General features: G+C 33.3%; 17 protein-coding genes. 1 reads left to right on the forward strand and 16 read right to left on the reverse strand.

The window, feature by feature from the left end:
- On the forward strand, positions 1-681 hold the full coding sequence (locus ACQY63_RS06755; protein WP_428244915.1) for a TIGR00266 family protein: 681 nt from the start codon (positions 1-3) through the stop codon (positions 679-681).
- A 312-nt stretch (positions 682-993) separates the two neighbouring features.
- Here ACQY63_RS06755 and ACQY63_RS06760 read toward each other — a convergent pair whose 3' ends face one another.
- From ACQY63_RS06760 to ACQY63_RS06835, 16 genes are all read right to left on the reverse strand, one after another.
- Positions 994-1,464 carry a flavin reductase family protein gene (locus tag ACQY63_RS06760; protein ID WP_302689312.1) on the reverse strand — a complete coding sequence of 157 codons (471 nt, stop codon included), beginning with the start codon at positions 1,462-1,464 and terminating at the stop codon, positions 994-996.
- A 59-nt stretch (positions 1,465-1,523) separates the two neighbouring features.
- Positions 1,524-1,805, reverse strand: coding sequence for a hypothetical protein (locus ACQY63_RS06765; protein ID WP_302689311.1), 282 nt, complete (start codon positions 1,803-1,805; stop codon positions 1,524-1,526).
- A gap of 33 nt (positions 1,806-1,838) precedes the next feature.
- On the reverse strand, positions 1,839-3,599 hold the full coding sequence (locus ACQY63_RS06770) for a Na/Pi cotransporter family protein (protein ID WP_302689310.1): 1,761 nt from the start codon (positions 3,597-3,599) through the stop codon (positions 1,839-1,841).
- 22 nt (positions 3,600-3,621) lie between these two features.
- The gene (locus ACQY63_RS06775) at positions 3,622-4,284 is read right to left on the reverse strand and encodes a response regulator transcription factor (RefSeq protein ID WP_022165875.1); all 663 of its coding nucleotides are present in this window, start codon (positions 4,282-4,284) and stop codon (positions 3,622-3,624) included.
- A gap of 353 nt (positions 4,285-4,637) precedes the next feature.
- Positions 4,638-5,933, reverse strand: a complete 1,296-nt coding sequence (gene hydF, locus ACQY63_RS06780) for a [FeFe] hydrogenase H-cluster maturation GTPase HydF (RefSeq protein ID WP_022165874.1) — start codon at positions 5,931-5,933, stop codon at positions 4,638-4,640.
- Between the two features lie 96 nt (positions 5,934-6,029).
- On the reverse strand, positions 6,030-7,484 hold the full coding sequence (gene hydG / locus ACQY63_RS06785; RefSeq protein ID WP_302689309.1) for a [FeFe] hydrogenase H-cluster radical SAM maturase HydG: 1,455 nt from the start codon (positions 7,482-7,484) through the stop codon (positions 6,030-6,032).
- Positions 7,485-7,525: 41 nt separating this feature from the next.
- Positions 7,526-8,611: a [FeFe] hydrogenase H-cluster radical SAM maturase HydE gene (gene hydE, locus ACQY63_RS06790; RefSeq protein WP_428244916.1), complete on the reverse strand. Its 1,086-nt coding sequence runs from the start codon at positions 8,609-8,611 to the stop codon at positions 7,526-7,528.
- A gap of 364 nt (positions 8,612-8,975) precedes the next feature.
- A complete protein-coding gene (gene phoU, locus ACQY63_RS06795) occupies positions 8,976-9,650 on the reverse strand; it encodes a phosphate signaling complex protein PhoU (RefSeq protein WP_117998674.1) in 675 nt (224 codons plus the stop codon).
- Positions 9,651-9,653: 3 nt separating this feature from the next.
- Positions 9,654-10,403 carry a phosphate ABC transporter ATP-binding protein PstB gene (pstB, locus tag ACQY63_RS06800; protein WP_022165870.1) on the reverse strand — a complete coding sequence of 250 codons (750 nt, stop codon included), beginning with the start codon at positions 10,401-10,403 and terminating at the stop codon, positions 9,654-9,656.
- A gap of 86 nt (positions 10,404-10,489) precedes the next feature.
- Positions 10,490-11,341 carry a phosphate ABC transporter permease PstA gene (pstA, locus tag ACQY63_RS06805; protein ID WP_022165869.1) on the reverse strand — a complete coding sequence of 284 codons (852 nt, stop codon included), beginning with the start codon at positions 11,339-11,341 and terminating at the stop codon, positions 10,490-10,492.
- A complete protein-coding gene (pstC, locus tag ACQY63_RS06810) occupies positions 11,341-12,171 on the reverse strand; it encodes a phosphate ABC transporter permease subunit PstC (RefSeq protein WP_118436199.1) in 831 nt (276 codons plus the stop codon). Before pstC ends, pstA begins: the two co-directional genes overlap by 1 nt.
- 147 nt (positions 12,172-12,318) lie before the next feature.
- On the reverse strand, positions 12,319-13,194 hold the full coding sequence (locus tag ACQY63_RS06815) for a substrate-binding domain-containing protein (RefSeq protein ID WP_022165867.1): 876 nt from the start codon (positions 13,192-13,194) through the stop codon (positions 12,319-12,321).
- A 316-nt stretch (positions 13,195-13,510) separates the two neighbouring features.
- Complete coding sequence (locus ACQY63_RS06820) at positions 13,511-14,572, reverse strand: leucine-rich repeat protein (RefSeq protein ID WP_022165866.1); 1,062 nt, start codon at positions 14,570-14,572, stop codon at positions 13,511-13,513.
- A gap of 124 nt (positions 14,573-14,696) precedes the next feature.
- Positions 14,697-15,101: a hypothetical protein gene (locus ACQY63_RS06825; protein WP_428244917.1), complete on the reverse strand. Its 405-nt coding sequence runs from the start codon at positions 15,099-15,101 to the stop codon at positions 14,697-14,699.
- 34 nt (positions 15,102-15,135) lie between these two features.
- On the reverse strand, positions 15,136-15,573 hold the full coding sequence (locus ACQY63_RS06830) for a GatB/YqeY domain-containing protein (RefSeq protein ID WP_022165864.1): 438 nt from the start codon (positions 15,571-15,573) through the stop codon (positions 15,136-15,138).
- Between the two features lie 161 nt (positions 15,574-15,734).
- Positions 15,735-17,075: a leucine-rich repeat protein gene (locus ACQY63_RS06835; protein WP_428244918.1), complete on the reverse strand. Its 1,341-nt coding sequence runs from the start codon at positions 17,073-17,075 to the stop codon at positions 15,735-15,737.
- Positions 17,076-17,078 lie beyond the last annotated feature (3 nt).

The following is a 17,078-nucleotide window of genomic DNA, read 5'->3' on the forward strand; positions in this document are numbered from 1 at the left end:
ATGAGATACTCGATTAAAGGTGATACTTTACCTGTAGTAATTTGTGAGCTTGATGAGGGTGAAAAAATTATTACTGAAGGTGGTGGCATGGCATGGATGTCACCAAATATGAAAATGGAAACAACTGGTGGTGGCATTGGAAAAATGTTTGGCAGAGCTTTATCAGGCGATACAATTTTTCAAAATATTTATACTGCTGAACATACAAACGGCATGATTTCAATTGCTTCATGTTTTCCGGGATCAATTAAAGCTTTCGAAATTTCACCGGGAAATGAAATTATTTTGCAGAAATCTGCTTTTCTTGCATCTGAGGCCGGCGTTGAACTTTCAATGCATTTTAGAAAAAAACTTGGTTCAGGGCTATTTGGTGGAGAAGGTTTTATTATGCAAAAACTTTCAGGCAACGGTATAGCTTTTGCAGAGTTTGACGGTCACGTAATTGAATACAATTTACAACCTGGACAGCAGATTGTCATTGATACAGGTCATTTAGCTGCCATGTCAGGAACATGCCAAATGGATGTCAAAACTGTTCCCGGCGTTAAGAATATATTTTTCAGTGGCGAAGGCGTATTTAATACAGTGGTTACAGGACCTGGTAGAGTGTGGTTACAGACTATGCCTATTTCAAATATTGCAGGTGCGTTGATGCAATATCTTCCTTCAACAACGAAATAACTTATTTAAAAAGTAAAAGTTGTGAGTCTGTGAAATAATTTCTATTTACATACATTATTTCACAGACTCAATTTTTAAAACATTTCTTTATTTTATCAGAGCAAATCAAAACGTATAATGTTTACGCTCTTGCCCCATTTTGTATAGACTTTCTTCCTGCCTTTCTCTCTACCTAATTGTTGTTATATATGTATAACGTTAAATTTTCCTATTCTATTACATGAAGGAAAAAATCATCCTTCAGATTTCAAATGCATTGATAATATTTAGCGCATTTTCTTTCTAAAGAATGATTTCTCAAAATTTATTATTTTAAACACCTTTTACTACCTTTTGATAGTAACTATATGTCATCGGGATTCTGTTGTTCCCAAACATTTTACTTTCTATTACTTCGCCTAAAAATACTGTATGGGTTTCTGTTTCAAATTTGTTTATTACTTTGCAAACTGCGTATCCACAAGTATCTGTCAATACAGGAATCTCTTTTACAATTTTAAAATCCACATCCCGAAATTTATTTGCATCTCTTCCTGAACAGAACCCAAATCTACCAATCAATATTGGATTTGAGTCCTCTGCAATTAAATTTATTGCAAACAAGCCATACTCTGCTATGCACTGGTGTGTGAAATTTTTTCTATTAATACTAATTGCCACTGTTTCCGGCGATACATTTATTTGCATTGCCGAATTTACAGCACAACCTGTCGCTCTCCCACTGTCCATTGTTGACACAATATAAATTCCATAAGACATTTTTCTTAAAATATTTTTTTCCATGTTAAGTCCTCCATTTTTAGTATTGTGTCCTAAAAAAATGTAATTATTAACGTGGAGAACTATTTTATATCTTTAGGTTCTGTATTCCTAAGAATATACATTATGCCGCCTGCAAAACCGATTATCATTGCAATATAGGCTGCAATAACAATCTGCCACTTAACAAGGCTCATGCCACTGTTCGCCAAACAGAGGATTCCCGAAATAACACCACCTGCTATCAGCCCTATAACTGCCCACAATGCTGTGCTGTAGAACAGGAACCATGATCTGTTTGTAAATGGAAAAACTCTACCTGTTTTGTCTGCCACATTCCAAATTTTTTTATATACTTCATGCATATTCTCACCTTCTTTTGTAAGTTAAAATTCAAACTAGATTATTCTTTTTTCCAAACTATATTTCTCTTTGTATTTTTCATAAATACTTCTAAATTCATTAGTTTCGTCTCTACGAATGTCTCTATTGTATGCGTGAATGTCCAAGCTTCCATGCCCGATTTCTTCCACACAACTTGCTATGTTAGAACAGTGGTCGGAAATTCTTTCCAATGAAGTTATAATGTCTGTCATCACAAAGCCATGCTCGATTGTACACTCGCCTTTTTTCAATCTGTCAACATGGCGTTTCTTCAACTGATGCTTCAATTTATCAATAACACGTTCCATTGCCTCAACATCCATTGCCAGATTTGCATCGTCTTCTAAGAAAGCATTTTTTGATTCCTGAAGGATTTCTTTTACAGCTTTAATCATAACTGTAATTTCCCCCTCTGCCTGATTAGAAAACTTTAACTTCTTCCCGCTAATCTCCTGGGCTGACTTTGCAATAGCCACTGAGTGGTCGGAAATTCTTTCTACATCACCAATTATATGGAGAATTTCACTTACTTCTCTACTGTCCTGTTCGCTTAAATTCTGCTTACTAATCTGTACTAAATATGTTCCAAGCTGGTCTTCGTACTTATCTACTTTCTTTTCTAATGAAACAACTTCTTCCATTGTCTTATCTGAATAATTGATAAGCATATTGCAGGCTTCAACTACTCCTAACTCTGTTTTTTCAAACATGGATTTCACAACCTTCTTACACTGTTCCAATGCAATTGAAGGTGTTGCCATAAGTCTTGTATCCAAAACTTCTTCTGCATCTCCAACTTTTGCATCTCTTATAATGAAGCATGCTAATTTTTCCAACTGATTTGCAAATGGGAATAAGATTATTGTGCAAAGAATATTGAATACTGAATGTATAATTGCAATTCCCATTAAACTTGCACTGTCATTTATAAATGATAAATGTACTAATCCATTTACAACACAGAATACTGTAAGCCATACTGCTGTACCGATAATGTTAAATGTTAAATGCACTACTGCTGTTCGTTTTGCGTTTTTGTTTGCTCCAAATGAAGAAATGATTGCTGTTACACATGTACCAATGTTCTGTCCCATAATAATTGGAATGGCACTGCCATAAGTAACCACGCCTGTTGAAGCTAATGCCTGTAAAATACCTACAGATGCTGATGAACTTTGAATTACTGCTGTTAAAAATGCTCCTGCCAAAACACCTAAAATAGGGTTGCTAAACATTGTTAAAATGTGCTGAAATTCAGGTACGTCTCTAAGTGGTGACACAGCGTCTGACATTGCTTCCATTCCAAACATCAATACTGCGAAACCTAATAAAATCATTCCTGTATCAACACTTTTTCCACTTTTCTTTCTCATCAATAAAATAATTCCTATTAAGGCTAATATTGGTGTGAAAGATGATGGCTTTAATAAACTTACTAAAATATTTGAACTTTGAATTCCTGTTAAACTAAGTATCCATGATGTAATTGTTGTTCCTACATTGGCACCCATTATGATTCCAATTGCCTGTTTTAAATTCATAATGCCTGAATTTACAAAACCTACAACCATTACTGTTGTTGCTGAAGAACTTTGAATTACCGCTGTTACTGCTGCGCCTAACAAAAATCCTTTAAATCTACTTGCTGTTAATTTTTCCAGTATTCCTTTTAAACTACTGCCTGCTCTTTTCTCTAGGGCTTCTCCCATAACATTCATTCCAAATAGGAATAATGCTAAGCCCCCTATTAATGATAAAACATTGAATATGCTCATTGCAGTTCCTCCTCGTATAATATTAAATCTTGTAGCCCACGCCTCGAATTGTTTTAATTGCCTCTGCTGCTACGCCTAATTTCTGTCGTAAAGTTCTAATGTGAACATCTACTGTTCTGCTTTCGCCATCAAATGAGTATCCCCATACTTTATTTAATAGCTGGTCTCTTGTTAGAACAATGCCCTGATTTTGTAAAAGAATGCATAACATTTCGAATTCCTTTAATGTTAATGTCACATCTTCTCCATCAACTTTTACAACATGTTTGGCTGGACAAACATACAAATGTTCCAAAGAATAATCTTCCTGATTTTTAGTATGTTCAGTACGTCTTAATAGTGCTTTGACTCTTGCCACCATTTCAAGCATACTAAATGGCTTTGGAATATAATCATCTGCACCATTATCCAATCCTGCAATTCTGTCATATTCACTTGTTTTTGCTGTTACCATTATTATAGGTAATGCTTTTGTATCTACTCTTTTCCTTAATTTTTTTAGAATATCAATTCCATTTTCTTCAGGAAGCATTATGTCCAGCATAACCAATGTAGGTATTTCACTATCTAACTGATCCCAAAAGTCAGATGGTTTCTCAAAGCCTACAGTTTTCAGATTCATGCTGTTTAGAGTATATACAATTAACTCTCTAATACTGCTATCATCTTCTACTACATAAATCATGATTATCCCTCCTACATCTTCATAATAATTTCACAATGTAATATTCAAGTTATCCTAAAGTAAAATTCGGGTAAAATATGGGTAAAAGATTCGCTGAGTTTTAATTGTTTGTGGGAGATTTGTTCTTGTGGGAATTTACTTTTGGGGCATCCCTTTTGATAAGATTAAGTTTGATTTGGATGCCCTACCACCATTTAATTTTTATCTTGAGCAATACCGTTTTCTAACACATTGTAGATTTTGTTAGATAGTGTTTGGATAGTTGCATTCTGAAAATGCATATTCTTTTATCTTGCTTACATTATTTATTTCTACTCTAAATTTATCACACAGCAATTTACTACAGTATTTAACTACAGCATTTCTGTACAGCGTTCAAGTATGCCGTTTAGATGTGAAATAATGATTCCGTAGTTTGTCATTGGGATACCCTGAGCTTTTGCCTGAGCAAGTCTTGATTGCATTGTCTTTTCATTTAACATGCAACCTCCACAATGAATTATCAATTTATATTTTAACAAATCTTTGGGAAATTCGCCCCCTGACGTAAATTGAAAGTCAATTTTCCTGCCGGTGTACTTTAATATCCAATTAGGAAGTTTAACAGTTCCTATGTCGTCACATTGTCTATGATGGGTACAACCTTCTGAAATTAAAACCTTGTCACCATCCTTCAATTTTTCAAGCATACTTGCACCTTCAAGAGCATCTTGCAATGTGCCTTTGTATCTGGCAAGCAAAATCGAAAAAGATGTGAGGGAAATATTTTCAGGCACAATTTTTGCAACCTGATTGAATGCCTGAGAATCTGTAATTATAAGCTTAGGCTTTTGATTAATTGAATTCAATGTTGCCTCCAACTGCTCAACCTGAGTTACAATTGAAATTGCTTGTGTATCAAGAATTTCTCTTATTACCATCTGTTGTGGCAAAATTAATCTTCCCTTTGGAGCTGCAGAATCAATTGGCACAACTAGAACAACCATGTCACCTTCCTCAACTAAACCTTCAAGAATTTTTTTGTCTTTGTTTAGTGTGGCTTTAGAGACTTTACCAATTAATTCTTTTAATTCATAAATGCCCTTATCTGTTAATGCACTAACGAATATTTCATTAGCCAATTCGTCTGTGCCATTTTTGCATCTTTCGCCATTCTTAAAAGCTTCATTAAGCAGCTGGCTATTCTTTTTACTGTCCTTAAAGGATTCATCATTCAACTGGCTGTTTCTTATTACTTCTTTGTCTGTTTCATCAATCAAATCGCTTTTGTTATAGGCAATAATATATGGGATACTTTTTTCTTTAAATGAAGCTATTAGCTCATTGTCCTTTTCTTTTAAACTGGATGTTGCATCAACAACTAAAACGGCAATGTCCGTTTCGCCTAAAACATCTTTTGCCCTTTCAACACGCATTTTGCCAAGTTCGCCTTCGTCGTCAATTCCCGGTGTGTCAATAATTACTACAGGACCAATTGGAAGAAGCTCCATTGTTTTTTTCACAGGATCTGTTGTAGTTCCCTTGTTGTCTGAAACCAAAGATAATTCCTGACCTGTCACTCTGTTTACAACGCTGGATTTTCCTGCATTCCTTAACCCGAAAAATCCTATATGAACTCTCTCACTTGCCGGTCTGTCATTTAATCCCATATTAATTATCTACCTCTCTGTCTTTTTTGATGCCTTACTGTTTTTTGACTGCCTTTTTAATCTGTCTGTGTTAAACTAACTTTCCTATTTAAAAAACTAAAATCTAAAGTCTCGTCTGTTTGACTCTTTGATATTCTTAATATTTTCTACTGCTATGCTGTGAACCTTTTCGTTTGGAATCTTTTTAAGTTCATCTTCTATTAATTTGAAACCTATTTCTTTTGTTTCCTCTGATGCATAGTCTACAAGATATTCTGCTAATGTCATTAATGCATTTGGATGACAACAGTTTAAGATTTGTCCGTTTTTGCAAAGTGACATAAATCTGTCTCCTGTTCTGCCTTCTCTGTAACATGCAGTACAAAATGATGGTATAAAACCTTTTTCCATCAGCCATTTAACTACTTCGTCCAAAGTTCGCTGGTCTGAAACGTCAAACTGCTCTGAATCGTGTGGACGTTCTTCTTCGCAATATCCACCAACAGAAGTTCTTGAGCCACCACTAATCTGTGATACTCCAAGAGATAACATTTTTTCTCTAACTTTCTGATTTTCTCTTGTAGAAATTATCATGCCTGTGTATGGAACTGCAATTCGAATACATGCAGCAATTTTTTCAAATATTTCATCTTCCAAGCCGTTATCAAATTCATCCGGATCAATGTCATCGGCTTTTTTTACTCTTGGAACACTGATTGTATGCGGACCTACACCATGCACTGCCTCCAAATGTTCTGCATGCATAAGCAGTCCTGCAAACTCATATTGATAGCCTTCAAGTCCAAACAAAACACCAAGTCCAACGTCATCAATTCCACCTTCCATTGCTCTATCCATAGCTTCTGTGTGATAATTGTAGTCATGCTTTGGCCCTGTTGGATGAAGTTCTAAATAACTTTTTTTGTTGTATGTTTCCTGAAAAAGAATATAAGTTCCAATTCCTGCATCTTTTAACTTTCTGTAATTTTCAACTGTAGTTGCCGCAATGTTTACATTAACACGACGTATATCTCCATTTTTGTGATGCACTGAATATATAGTTTTGATTGAATCCAAAATATACTCAATTGGATTATTTACCGGATCTTCTCCTGCTTCAATGGCAAGACGTTTATGTCCCATGTCCTGAAGTGCAATAACCTCTCTCTTAATGTCCTCCTGAGAAAGTTTAATTCTTGAAATATGTTTGTTCTTCATGTGATAAGGACAATAAACACATCCGTTTACACAATAATTTGATAAATAAAGTGGAGCAAACATTACAATTCTATTGCCATAAAAAGCCTGCTTAATTTCTTCTGCCAACCTGTACATTTCCTCATTTTTTTCCGGTATGTCACAAGCAAGCAAAACCGATGCCTCTCGGTGTGTAAGACCTTTGCAGTGAGTCTGCTTTCCATCTGCAGACTTAACCGGCTTTGCCTTTTTTAAAATACTGTCAATTAACTCCACATTTCTCTTGTTCTCTTCTGCATACTTTATTGTATCTAATATTTCCTGATGATTAATAAATTCATCTGCAATCATTGACTCTTTGTTATAAATAGCCATTTTCTACCTTCTTTCTTAAATGCTGTATATTAATCTTCTTACTAAAGCGATTTCATGTCTCCTGGGTCAGTAACAATTTTATACCCCATTGACGCCATTCGTCCACTTAAACATTGTTTGCATTGCGCTGATTCGTCCCCTGTGCAAATTTTATTATCATACAAGGCATATTTTTTTCTTTCAGAAACCGGAGACAAATTAGGCATTACCACATTAGCCCCTGCCTTAATTCCCATTTCTCTTCCTAACGGATGAATTGTACCAAGTGCCGTTGTTGCCGGCAATAAAATATTGTTTTTTATCAAACGGATAAGTGATAATAAATACACCGTCTGTTCCATTGTTCCTGATGGCTGGTCTTTAAACTCCGTATCCTTCTGAGAAATAAAAGGACCAATTCCACACATGTGGGGGCTGAATTCTTCAATGAATTTCAAATCTTCTGCAAGACATTCTGACGTTTGATAAGGGGAACCAACCATAAAGCCGCAACCAACCTGATAGCCAATTTCTTTTAAATTCTGTAAACATTCCATTCTGTTATCAAAAGACATTTCCTTGGGATGAAGTTTTTCATAATGTTCCCTATTAGCTGTTTCGTGGCGAAGCAAATATCTGTCTGCACCCGCCTCATACATTTTCAAATAATCTTCTTTCGAGCATTCGCCTAAAGATAAAGTTACAGCTACATCACTGTGTTTTTCTTTTATTTCTTTCACAAGCTGACACACATCATCTACCTTTACAATGCCCTCGCCCCCTTGCAATACAAAAGTCCTAAAGCCCAGTTCATAGCCTTCCTGACAACATTCCATAATCTGTTTCTTTGTAAGCTGGTATCTGTCACAATTATTGTTCGACTTTCTTATTCCACAGTAATAGCAGTCATTAGTACAATAATTACCAATCTCAATTAAACCTCTTACATAAATTTCATTGCCATATATTTCACGTCTCACCTTATCAGCAAGCCCTGCTGCATAATCTGCAAGCTCCTGATTTTGATTTTCTATTAGAAACTTATATTCCGAAACTGACAAATTATGTGTTGCTGCCAGTCTGTCTATTAATTCTTTAGCCTTAATATTTATTTTTTCATTATTAATACTAAACTTATTACACTCCATTATTTTTCCTTTTAATTCCTGCTATTCTCAATTATTTTTTATTTTTAATACTTTTAATTTTTTCTTTATCCCTGCTATCTTCAATTATTTTAATTCTTACTAATCTTAATTTTTTCTACTTTTAATTATTTTCATTTATTTATTACTTCTTATTCCGAATTATATTTTAAAACAAAAAAAGAACTTAAACAAACTGTTTTTAAAAAACTAATTTGTTTAAGTCTTCTATAATTGTTATGGTGTTAATCACATAGTATTTCCTATAAATAGAATCTGAATGTTTAACTCACAAATCTTATTTATCTAAATAATAAATTTACTATTCATTAGAATAATAAAAATCTTATAATAGAAATACTATTTACTACTTATTCTCATCTAAATCTTTATCGATTTCTTCATCGTGCTTTCCAAGAATTGAATATTCAACCCACTCGGCAATATTTGTGGCATGGTCTCCAATTCTTTCTAAGTATTTTGCAATCATAAGTAAGTCAATAAACTCTTCACCTTCACCATCTGTTTTGGCTATTAAAGCTATTAACTTTTTCTTAATATCATCAAAATAGTTATCAACAATATCGTCAGATATTATCACAGTCCTTGCTAAATAAAGGTCTTTGCTTACAAAAGAGTCAACACTACCTGTTACCATTTTGATAACTTCCTTGGACATTTCATCTAAATGAATTTCGTTTTTAATTTTGCTACCTTCCACATATTTAGATAATTCAACTATATCTGCTGCCTGGTCGCCTATTCTTTCCATGTCGGAAATCATTTTAAGAGCTGATGATATTACTCTTAAGTCTCTTGCAACCGGCTGTTGTCTAAGCAAAAGTTTCATACAGATATTTTCAATTTCTCTTTCTTTTCTGTCAATTTCTGAATCAGTTTCCAAAACTTCATGGGCAAGTTTTCCATCTTTATCTGACATGGTAACTTCAATTGCTCCGCTGATTACTTTTTCACAAAGGTTGCCCATTTCTACCATTTCCTTATTTAGATAATCTAATTGTTCATCAAATTTATTTCTCATACTTTAACCAAACCTTCCTGTAATATAATCCTCAGTTCTCTTATCCTTAGGCATAGAGAACATCTGCTCTGTATCACTGAATTCAATAATTTCTCCCAAAAGGAAAAATGCTGTTTTGTCAGAAATTCTTGCTGCCTGCTGCATATTATGTGTAACCATAATTACTGTATAATCTTTCTTTAACTCTACTGCCAGGTCTTCTATTTTTGAGGTTGAAATAGGATCAAGGGCTGATGTAGGTTCATCCATTAATATTACTTCCGGATTAACTGCCAAAGCTCTTGCAATACAAAGTCTCTGCTGCTGACCACCTGACATTGCCAAAGCACTTTTCTTTAATTTATCCTTTGTTTCATCCCAAATTGCAGCCTGCTTTAAAGTTCTCTCAACTATCTCATCAAGCTTTGCTTTTGAGTGAATCCCATGAGTTCTTGGTCCATAAGCAATGTTATCGTAAATACTCATTGGAAAAAGATTTGGTTTCTGGAAAACCATACCAACTCTTTTTCTTAATTTATTTACATCTATATCCTTGTAAATATTCACACCATCTAATGTAATGTTACCTGTTATTTTACATTCAGGTACTAAATCATTCATTCTGTTTAAAGATTTAAGCACTGTAGATTTTCCACAACCTGAAGGTCCAATAAACGCTGTAATTTCATTAGGTGGAACACTTAAATTTACATTTTTAATTGCATGGAAATCTCCGTAATAGAGATCCATATTTTCTATATCAAATTTTCCCATCTTTTTTCCTTTCCGGATTATACTAAGTAACTTTTCATGCAGAAAACTAAAGTTACCTGTTTCACGTATTATTTTTACTTTAATTTCTACTGTTTTCCCTTGCTAACTTTTTTAGCCGCAATTTGTGATAATCCGTTGATTATTAAAATTATTAAAAGTAATATTACTGCTGTTGCATAAGCCTGATTTATGTACAAACCTTCTGACAATAAACAATACATGTGAACTGCCAAAGTTCTTGTTGATGCAAATAAACTGTCAGGCACTGCTGCCATTGAACCTGCAGTAAATATTAAAGCTGCACTTTCGCCTACAATTCTACCTATTGCCAAAATTACACCTGACAAAATTCCCGGTATAGCTGACGGCAAAACAATTAAGAATATTGTTCTTAATTTTCCGGCACCTAATCCATAGCTTCCTTCTCTAAATAAATCAGGTACTGCTATTAGTGATTCTTCTGTTGTTCTTATAATTGTTGGAAGAACCATCATTGCCAAAGTTAAAATTCCTGCAAGCATTGAGTAGCCCCATTTAAAAGCAATTACAAATGATAAAAATCCAAACAAACCAAAAACAATTGATGGAATTCCCGCCAAAGTTTCTGTAGTTACTCTAATTACTTTTACAAGTTTAGAACCTCTTTTTGCATACTCTACTAAATAAATTGCTGCTGCAATTCCTACCGGCACTGCTATAACTAATGTTAATGCAACTACAATTATTGTATTTATTATTGCTGGTGTCATTGACACATTCTGGGAATTATATTTCCATGCAAACAAGTCTCCATTAATGTATGGTATACCATTAATTAATATATAAATTATCAGGTATAACATGGATACTAAAGTAATTGCTGTTGCCAAATAAACCAATGCTTTCATTATGTAGGACTTTGATTTTCTTAATTTTTCTCTGAAATCACTATTATTCATTATTCAGTCCCCCTTCTATTTATAAGTGAAAAGCATACATTTATTATCAAAATAAATACAAACAACACAACTGCTGTTGCTATTAATGCGTTTCTATGAATTCCCTGTGGGGCATAAGCCATTTCCAAAACAATGTTAGATGTTAATGTTCTTGTACCACTTAAAATACTATCCGGTATCATTGCCTGGTTACCTGCAACCATAACTACCGCCATTGTTTCACCTATGGCTCTTCCCATGCCAAGGATAATTCCTGACATTACACCGGACTTTGCTGCTGGAATAACAGTCTTAAAAATACTTCTTTCTTTTGTAGCACCTAGTGCCAGAGCGCCTTCATAATAACTCTCCGGCACTGCAGTAATTGAAGATTCTGCTGTATTAATAATTGTAGGAAGAATCATCATTCCAAGAAGAAGTGATGCTGCCAGAATCCCCTTGCCAGAGGTGCCAAATATATCTTGAATGGCTGGTATAATTACTACTAAACCAAAGAATCCGTAGATAATTGATGGGATCCCAGCCATAAGATTTATAATTGGTTTTACTAATTTATAAATTTTTTCAGGACAATATTTTGCTAAAAAAACTGCTGTAAGTAAGCCAATTGGAACTCCTACTACCATTGCTCCTGCTGTAACATAGATACTACCTATAATCATAGGACCAATTCCAAAAATTCCCTGAGTTGGTCTCCATTCTGTACCAAATATGAATTTAAAGAAACCTATCTCCTTTATTGCAGGAACACCATTGGCAAACATGAACACACAAATCATAATTACTGCCGCAATTGAAATACATGCGCATAGCAAAAATACTATCTTCATTATTACTTCTGATGCTTTATTCAAAGTTTTCTCCTTTAAAATATTAACAATATATTCTATTGATTTTGACTAATCTAACTTTTAAATAATCCAGGATACTAAATTTTGATTAATATCCTGGAGTTTATTTTATCTTCAGTTCATTTACTATTTAAGTTTATCCCAAGTTGTTGTTTCACCTGTGTAGATTGACTTAACCTGGTCGCTTGTGATGTTATCTAATGTGTTTGCTTTGTTTACGATTACTGCGATACCATCCATTGCAATTTGCTTTGATACTAGCTTAGAAACTTCTTCATCTTTTAATTCTCTTGATGACATTCCGATTTCTGTTGCACCTTCAATTGCTGACTGGATACCTGCTGATGAACCTGATTCCTGAATTTCAATTGATACATCCGGATTCATCTTGATGTATTCATCTTTAAGTACATCCATAAGTGGTGCTACTGATGTTGAACCTGCTAAAGTAATTTTGCCTTTAAGCTTGCTTGCTTTGTATGAACCTTCTGAATCAACACTAATGTAGCCTTCCTTATCTACAATCTTCTGACCTTCATCACTCATTATGTATTTAATGAAGTCTTCATCAAGCTTTGTTAATTTACCATCCTGATAAGCTAAGTTAAATGGTCTTGCTACTTTGTACTGACCTGACTTAATGTTTTCTGTTGTTGCATCAACTCCGTCTACCTTTAAAGCCTTAACATCTGTTGATAATGAACCAAGTGAAACATAACCGATTGCTTTTTCATTCTGTGCTACTGTACTAAGCATTACTGATGTTGAGTTTGTTACTTCTGCTGTCTGTGTTGTAATGTCGTTATCATTACCATCAACAATTCCCATCAACTCTACAAAAGCTCCTCTAGTTCCTGAATTTTCTTCTCTGGAGATAACATTGATTTCTCCGGTTACTCCTTTATCTGAACCACTTTTACTTTCATTTGACTTTCCGCATCCTGTAAATGCTAATGTTGTAATTACTGTTGCAGCTACTACTGCTAAAATTTTCTTTCTCATCTTTTTACTCCTTCTTCTCTCTAATAATTACTTACTCTGTGTGGATGTTCTCCCCAACACACCTATATACTATTTCTTTAATGTAAAATCAAAAGTCTTAGAAATGTTAAACCAATGTAAAATCAAAAAAAGTCCACATTGTGATATTTTTCCTTTTGCAGATACCATTATCTGACTCTAAAGAACCATACATCACAATGTGAACTTCTTTATATTTAACTACCTTATTTAATTTTAAACTTACCTGCTATCTTATCCTCGTGAGAACTTCCACCAATAATATCCCTGTCCCACAAATAAACATATCCAGGATTTTCTAATTTTTCTCCACCGTTATTTCACTTTCGTCGTATGCTCCCTGTTTTACATTTTGGCTTCCGCCCTGTAGCACGACGTTTTTAACTTTTGAAAAAGAGAACGCTCCGGTTTCAATAGTTTTGACACTTGCCGGCACAATGACTTTTTCTGTATTTAAGCCTCTACTAAAATCTGCTGAAAAAGCATTTTCGCCAATTGCCTTTACTGAACTTGGAATTGTTACTTCTTTTAAATCACCGTTATATGCAAGAAGCACACCGTCTTCATCAATTGCAAATCCGTTTTCATCAAACATGCCCGACTTTTCATAATAAGCATTTGTCTGATAATTGTAATCCAACTGATTTGCTGCATCATCTTCTTTCTTAAAGTAATAAATTTTATTACCCTGATTATCAATTACATAAAAATAATTCTTTAAATCGTAGTTGCCTTCATTTTCATCCAGCATGTCTTCATAGTCTGATTTTTCATTAACATATTTCATTGAGTATACTTTGTTGTTAATCTTCATTGCATGATTTCCAACCTCATAGGTTCCTTTGTTTGATTTTTCATGGAACACATCTTCTTCCTGAAATTTTTCATCAGTGAATTTCACAACATACATGTCATCAATATCAACTTTGTACCATGTACCATTTAAAGATATGTTTTTGTAATCACCTTTATCTGAAAAAGCATCTCTGTTTCTGCACTTAACAAACAAAAACATTCCTAATATAATCACTAACACAACTACATCAATGATTATTATTCTTTGACGTTTTACTTTTTTCTTTCTATTGTCCATACCTTTTCGTCTTTGTTCTTCCCTACCTGCTTCCCCTGTTTTTATATTTAAGCTGTCACTATTTTCTTTTTTCTTATTAGAATTCTTTAATAATGAAATACCCTCAAAAGATATCTGCTTCTTAGGTGTACTAATTTTTCTGTTAGATTTCTTTGGAGTTTTTTCTTTTTCACGAAGAATTGGTTCATTATTTTTTTCTTCATTTTCCAATTCATTAAGCAATTCTAATATATCTTCTTTTGGTATCTTTGTTGTTTTATCATTCATTTTTATTTTTTCCTTTTGATCTTTAGTTTCTTTGTTATGGACCACTTACCATATACTCTTTCACCAAACTGATATCCATATGCTCTTATACGAATATAATAAGTTTTCTTATTTTTCAACTTGCTTATTGTGTATTTAGTATTTTTTGTTCTTTTTGTTTTGCTGCTTTAAATTTTCTGTTTGTTCCATACTGAATTTCATATTTATAAGCATTTGGTATTTTTTTATATTTTATTTGTGCTTTATATTTTTTAGACTTTCCAATTTTGGTAATTTTTGTTTTGTTTATTTTTATTATTTCCTGTGGTTTGCCCTTGTCATCAGCCCAATATAGTTGATAATCTCCCGGAGTGGTTGTGGATATTGTGATTTTTCCACTAGCCATTCCCGGTTCATTATTTAAAAAATCATAATTAATTGAATTAACTTTCGCCTCTGCAGTTACTTTATTATGACTTGGCACTACTGTGATTAGCATAGTTCCTGCGATAAAAAAAGCTGTTACTTTTTTTATCATTGCTTTTTTCATAAGTATCTACCTAATTATTTCTCCGAAAAATCAATTACTGGCAAAGTTTTGCTACTAACTGATTAATAACTTTTCCGTCTGCACGTCCTTTAAATGCAGGCATAACTGTTTTCATAATCTGTCCTTTATTCTTTGTTGCTAAAACTTCTGCATATTTTTCCTTTAATTCTGCTTCAACTTCTGCTTCACTCATTAACTTTGGTGCGTATTCATTGAACACATCATATCTTGCCTGATATTCTTCCTTTAAGTCTGTTCTGTCAGCAGGGCAGCTATCTATCTGTTCTCTAACTGTTTTTAATTCTTTTAAAATTACTTTATTGACCATTTCTTCAGGAATATCATCTCTACAACCTGCATCAATTGCTGTTTTCTTTACTGCCTGAATAAGTGCTGATATTGATTCTTTTCTAGCCTTATCTCTTGCCTTCATTGCTGCGATCATATCTTTTTGTAATGTCTTAATATCCATTTTCTAATCCTCCTTGATAATTTTAAAATTTCCACCTTTAAGTGTACTATATTTAGTTAGAAAAGTCCATTTGTGGAACGTTTTTTATGTAATAAGAAATAGCTGCAAGCTCATTTTTTGAACTTACAGCTACATCACTTATTCTTTGCTTTTTAATATTCTTATTTTACTTTTATCACAACTTTATATGATTTTTTTGCTTCTTTTATTTTTTCTACTATGATAGTGCCCTCTTCACTAATCCCTTTATATTCGTAACTTTCAGGCTTTGTCATAAGTGTTACATAAATTGTTGCGGCACCTCTCTTTTTGGCTTTTACCTTTCCTTTAGAAGAAACCGTTGCGACTTTAGGATTAGAAGACTTAAAACTTAATATGTTTGTGCCTAACGCTCCATTCTTTATTAGTTTCTTGTTAATGTACACTTGAGTTTTTAAGCTGACAGACTTTCCTTTTTGTAAAGTCTGTTTCTTCTTTCCTTTTATTTTGGTAATCTTTTCTTCTTTGTAGACTCTCTTTTTCTTTTTATTCTTTACTGTGGTTGTCACTATGGCTTTTGCACAATAATAATCCTTATCTGCAACAGGACTTAAGTATGAAGCCTTCTTAATTTTTGTTGTTTTAGGAAATGCATTTTTTCTCATCTTTACAACTGTATTCGGAATTTCAACTTTCTTCAGCATACTGTTATCCGAAAATGCAAAAGATTCAATATACTTTAATCGTTTAGAAAGTTTTAAGTTTTTGATATTACATTTTGAAAATGCGCTCTTACCGATGTAAAAAACAGTATTTGGAATTTTTATGTTCTCAAGACTCCTGCACTCAAAAAAAGCTGTGTCACCTATTTGTTGTAATGTTTTGTTCCAAACAATTGTTTTTAATTTTTTACACTGAGCAAAACTAAATTCTCCCAAAATTACTATATTTGATGGAATTACAATTTTCTCTAAATTAGGGCAACCGGAATATGCAAAATCTTTTATTATTTTATTTTCCTTATTACTTGAAAAAGTCCATTGTTTTACATATTTATTGTTGTTTGCGCCTTCACTTTTGATAACACTGGCAGGTTCGACATATTTCTCATCCTTTTTTTCTGTAGGATATATTAACAATTTTGTTTTATCCTTGTTAAATAAAACGCCATTTTCTACAGAAAAATTAGGATTATCTTCCACTACTTCATATTTTTCAGTTGGCAGTAAACTGCTAACTCTTTCTACATATTTAGCTAATCTTACAGTTGTAATTTTCGTATTACTGCCATCAAGTTTAGATACACCTACAACCTTTTCTCCTGCTATTGTTTCCGGAATATCTACTATTTCATTTGTTCCTGTATACCCACAAATCACAACTTCCTTCTCTTTATTGTTATTAGTGGATATTTCATATTCAAAATCTCCATACGACTGTACTTTGTCATCTGCTTTTGTATATGTGTTCGGAATTAATAATAATGAACATATAAGCAAAAATGATATTATTCTTTTCATCATAGT

Source organism: Eubacterium sp. Marseille-QA0814 (assembly GCF_965119675.1).
GTDB lineage: Bacteria > Bacillota > Clostridia > Lachnospirales > Lachnospiraceae > Eubacterium_G.

Coding starts and splice junctions, on each gene's coding strand:
- ACQY63_RS06775 (WP_022165875.1), bottom strand. CDS start 4,284: ATGATTTATGTAGTAGAAGATGATAGCAGTATTAGAGAGTTAATTGTA.
- ACQY63_RS06770 (WP_302689310.1), bottom strand. CDS start 3,599: ATGAGCATATTCAATGTTTTATCATTAATAGGGGGCTTAGCATTATTC.
- pstB (WP_022165870.1), bottom strand. CDS start 10,403: ATGGGAAAATTTGATATAGAAAATATGGATCTCTATTACGGAGATTTC.
- ACQY63_RS06825 (WP_428244917.1), bottom strand. CDS start 15,101: ATGAAAAAAGCAATGATAAAAAAAGTAACAGCTTTTTTTATCGCAGGA.
- ACQY63_RS06760 (WP_302689312.1), bottom strand. CDS start 1,464: ATGGAAAAAAATATTTTAAGAAAAATGTCTTATGGAATTTATATTGTG.
- ACQY63_RS06820 (WP_022165866.1), bottom strand. CDS start 14,572: ATGAATGATAAAACAACAAAGATACCAAAAGAAGATATATTAGAATTG.
- hydE (WP_428244916.1), bottom strand. CDS start 8,611: ATGGAGTGTAATAAGTTTAGTATTAATAATGAAAAAATAAATATTAAG.
- pstC (WP_118436199.1), bottom strand. CDS start 12,171: ATGAAGATAGTATTTTTGCTATGCGCATGTATTTCAATTGCGGCAGTA.
- pstA (WP_022165869.1), bottom strand. CDS start 11,341: ATGAATAATAGTGATTTCAGAGAAAAATTAAGAAAATCAAAGTCCTAC.
- ACQY63_RS06755 (WP_428244915.1), top strand. CDS start 1: ATGAGATACTCGATTAAAGGTGATACTTTACCTGTAGTAATTTGTGAG.
- ACQY63_RS06830 (WP_022165864.1), bottom strand. CDS start 15,573: ATGGATATTAAGACATTACAAAAAGATATGATCGCAGCAATGAAGGCA.
- ACQY63_RS06765 (WP_302689311.1), bottom strand. CDS start 1,805: ATGCATGAAGTATATAAAAAAATTTGGAATGTGGCAGACAAAACAGGT.
- hydG (WP_302689309.1), bottom strand. CDS start 7,484: ATGGCTATTTATAACAAAGAGTCAATGATTGCAGATGAATTTATTAAT.
- hydF (WP_022165874.1), bottom strand. CDS start 5,933: ATGGGATTAAATGACAGACCGGCAAGTGAGAGAGTTCATATAGGATTT.
- phoU (WP_117998674.1), bottom strand. CDS start 9,650: ATGAGAAATAAATTTGATGAACAATTAGATTATCTAAATAAGGAAATG.
- ACQY63_RS06815 (WP_022165867.1), bottom strand. CDS start 13,194: ATGAGAAAGAAAATTTTAGCAGTAGTAGCTGCAACAGTAATTACAACA.
- ACQY63_RS06835 (WP_428244918.1), bottom strand. CDS start 17,075: ATGATGAAAAGAATAATATCATTTTTGCTTATATGTTCATTATTATTA.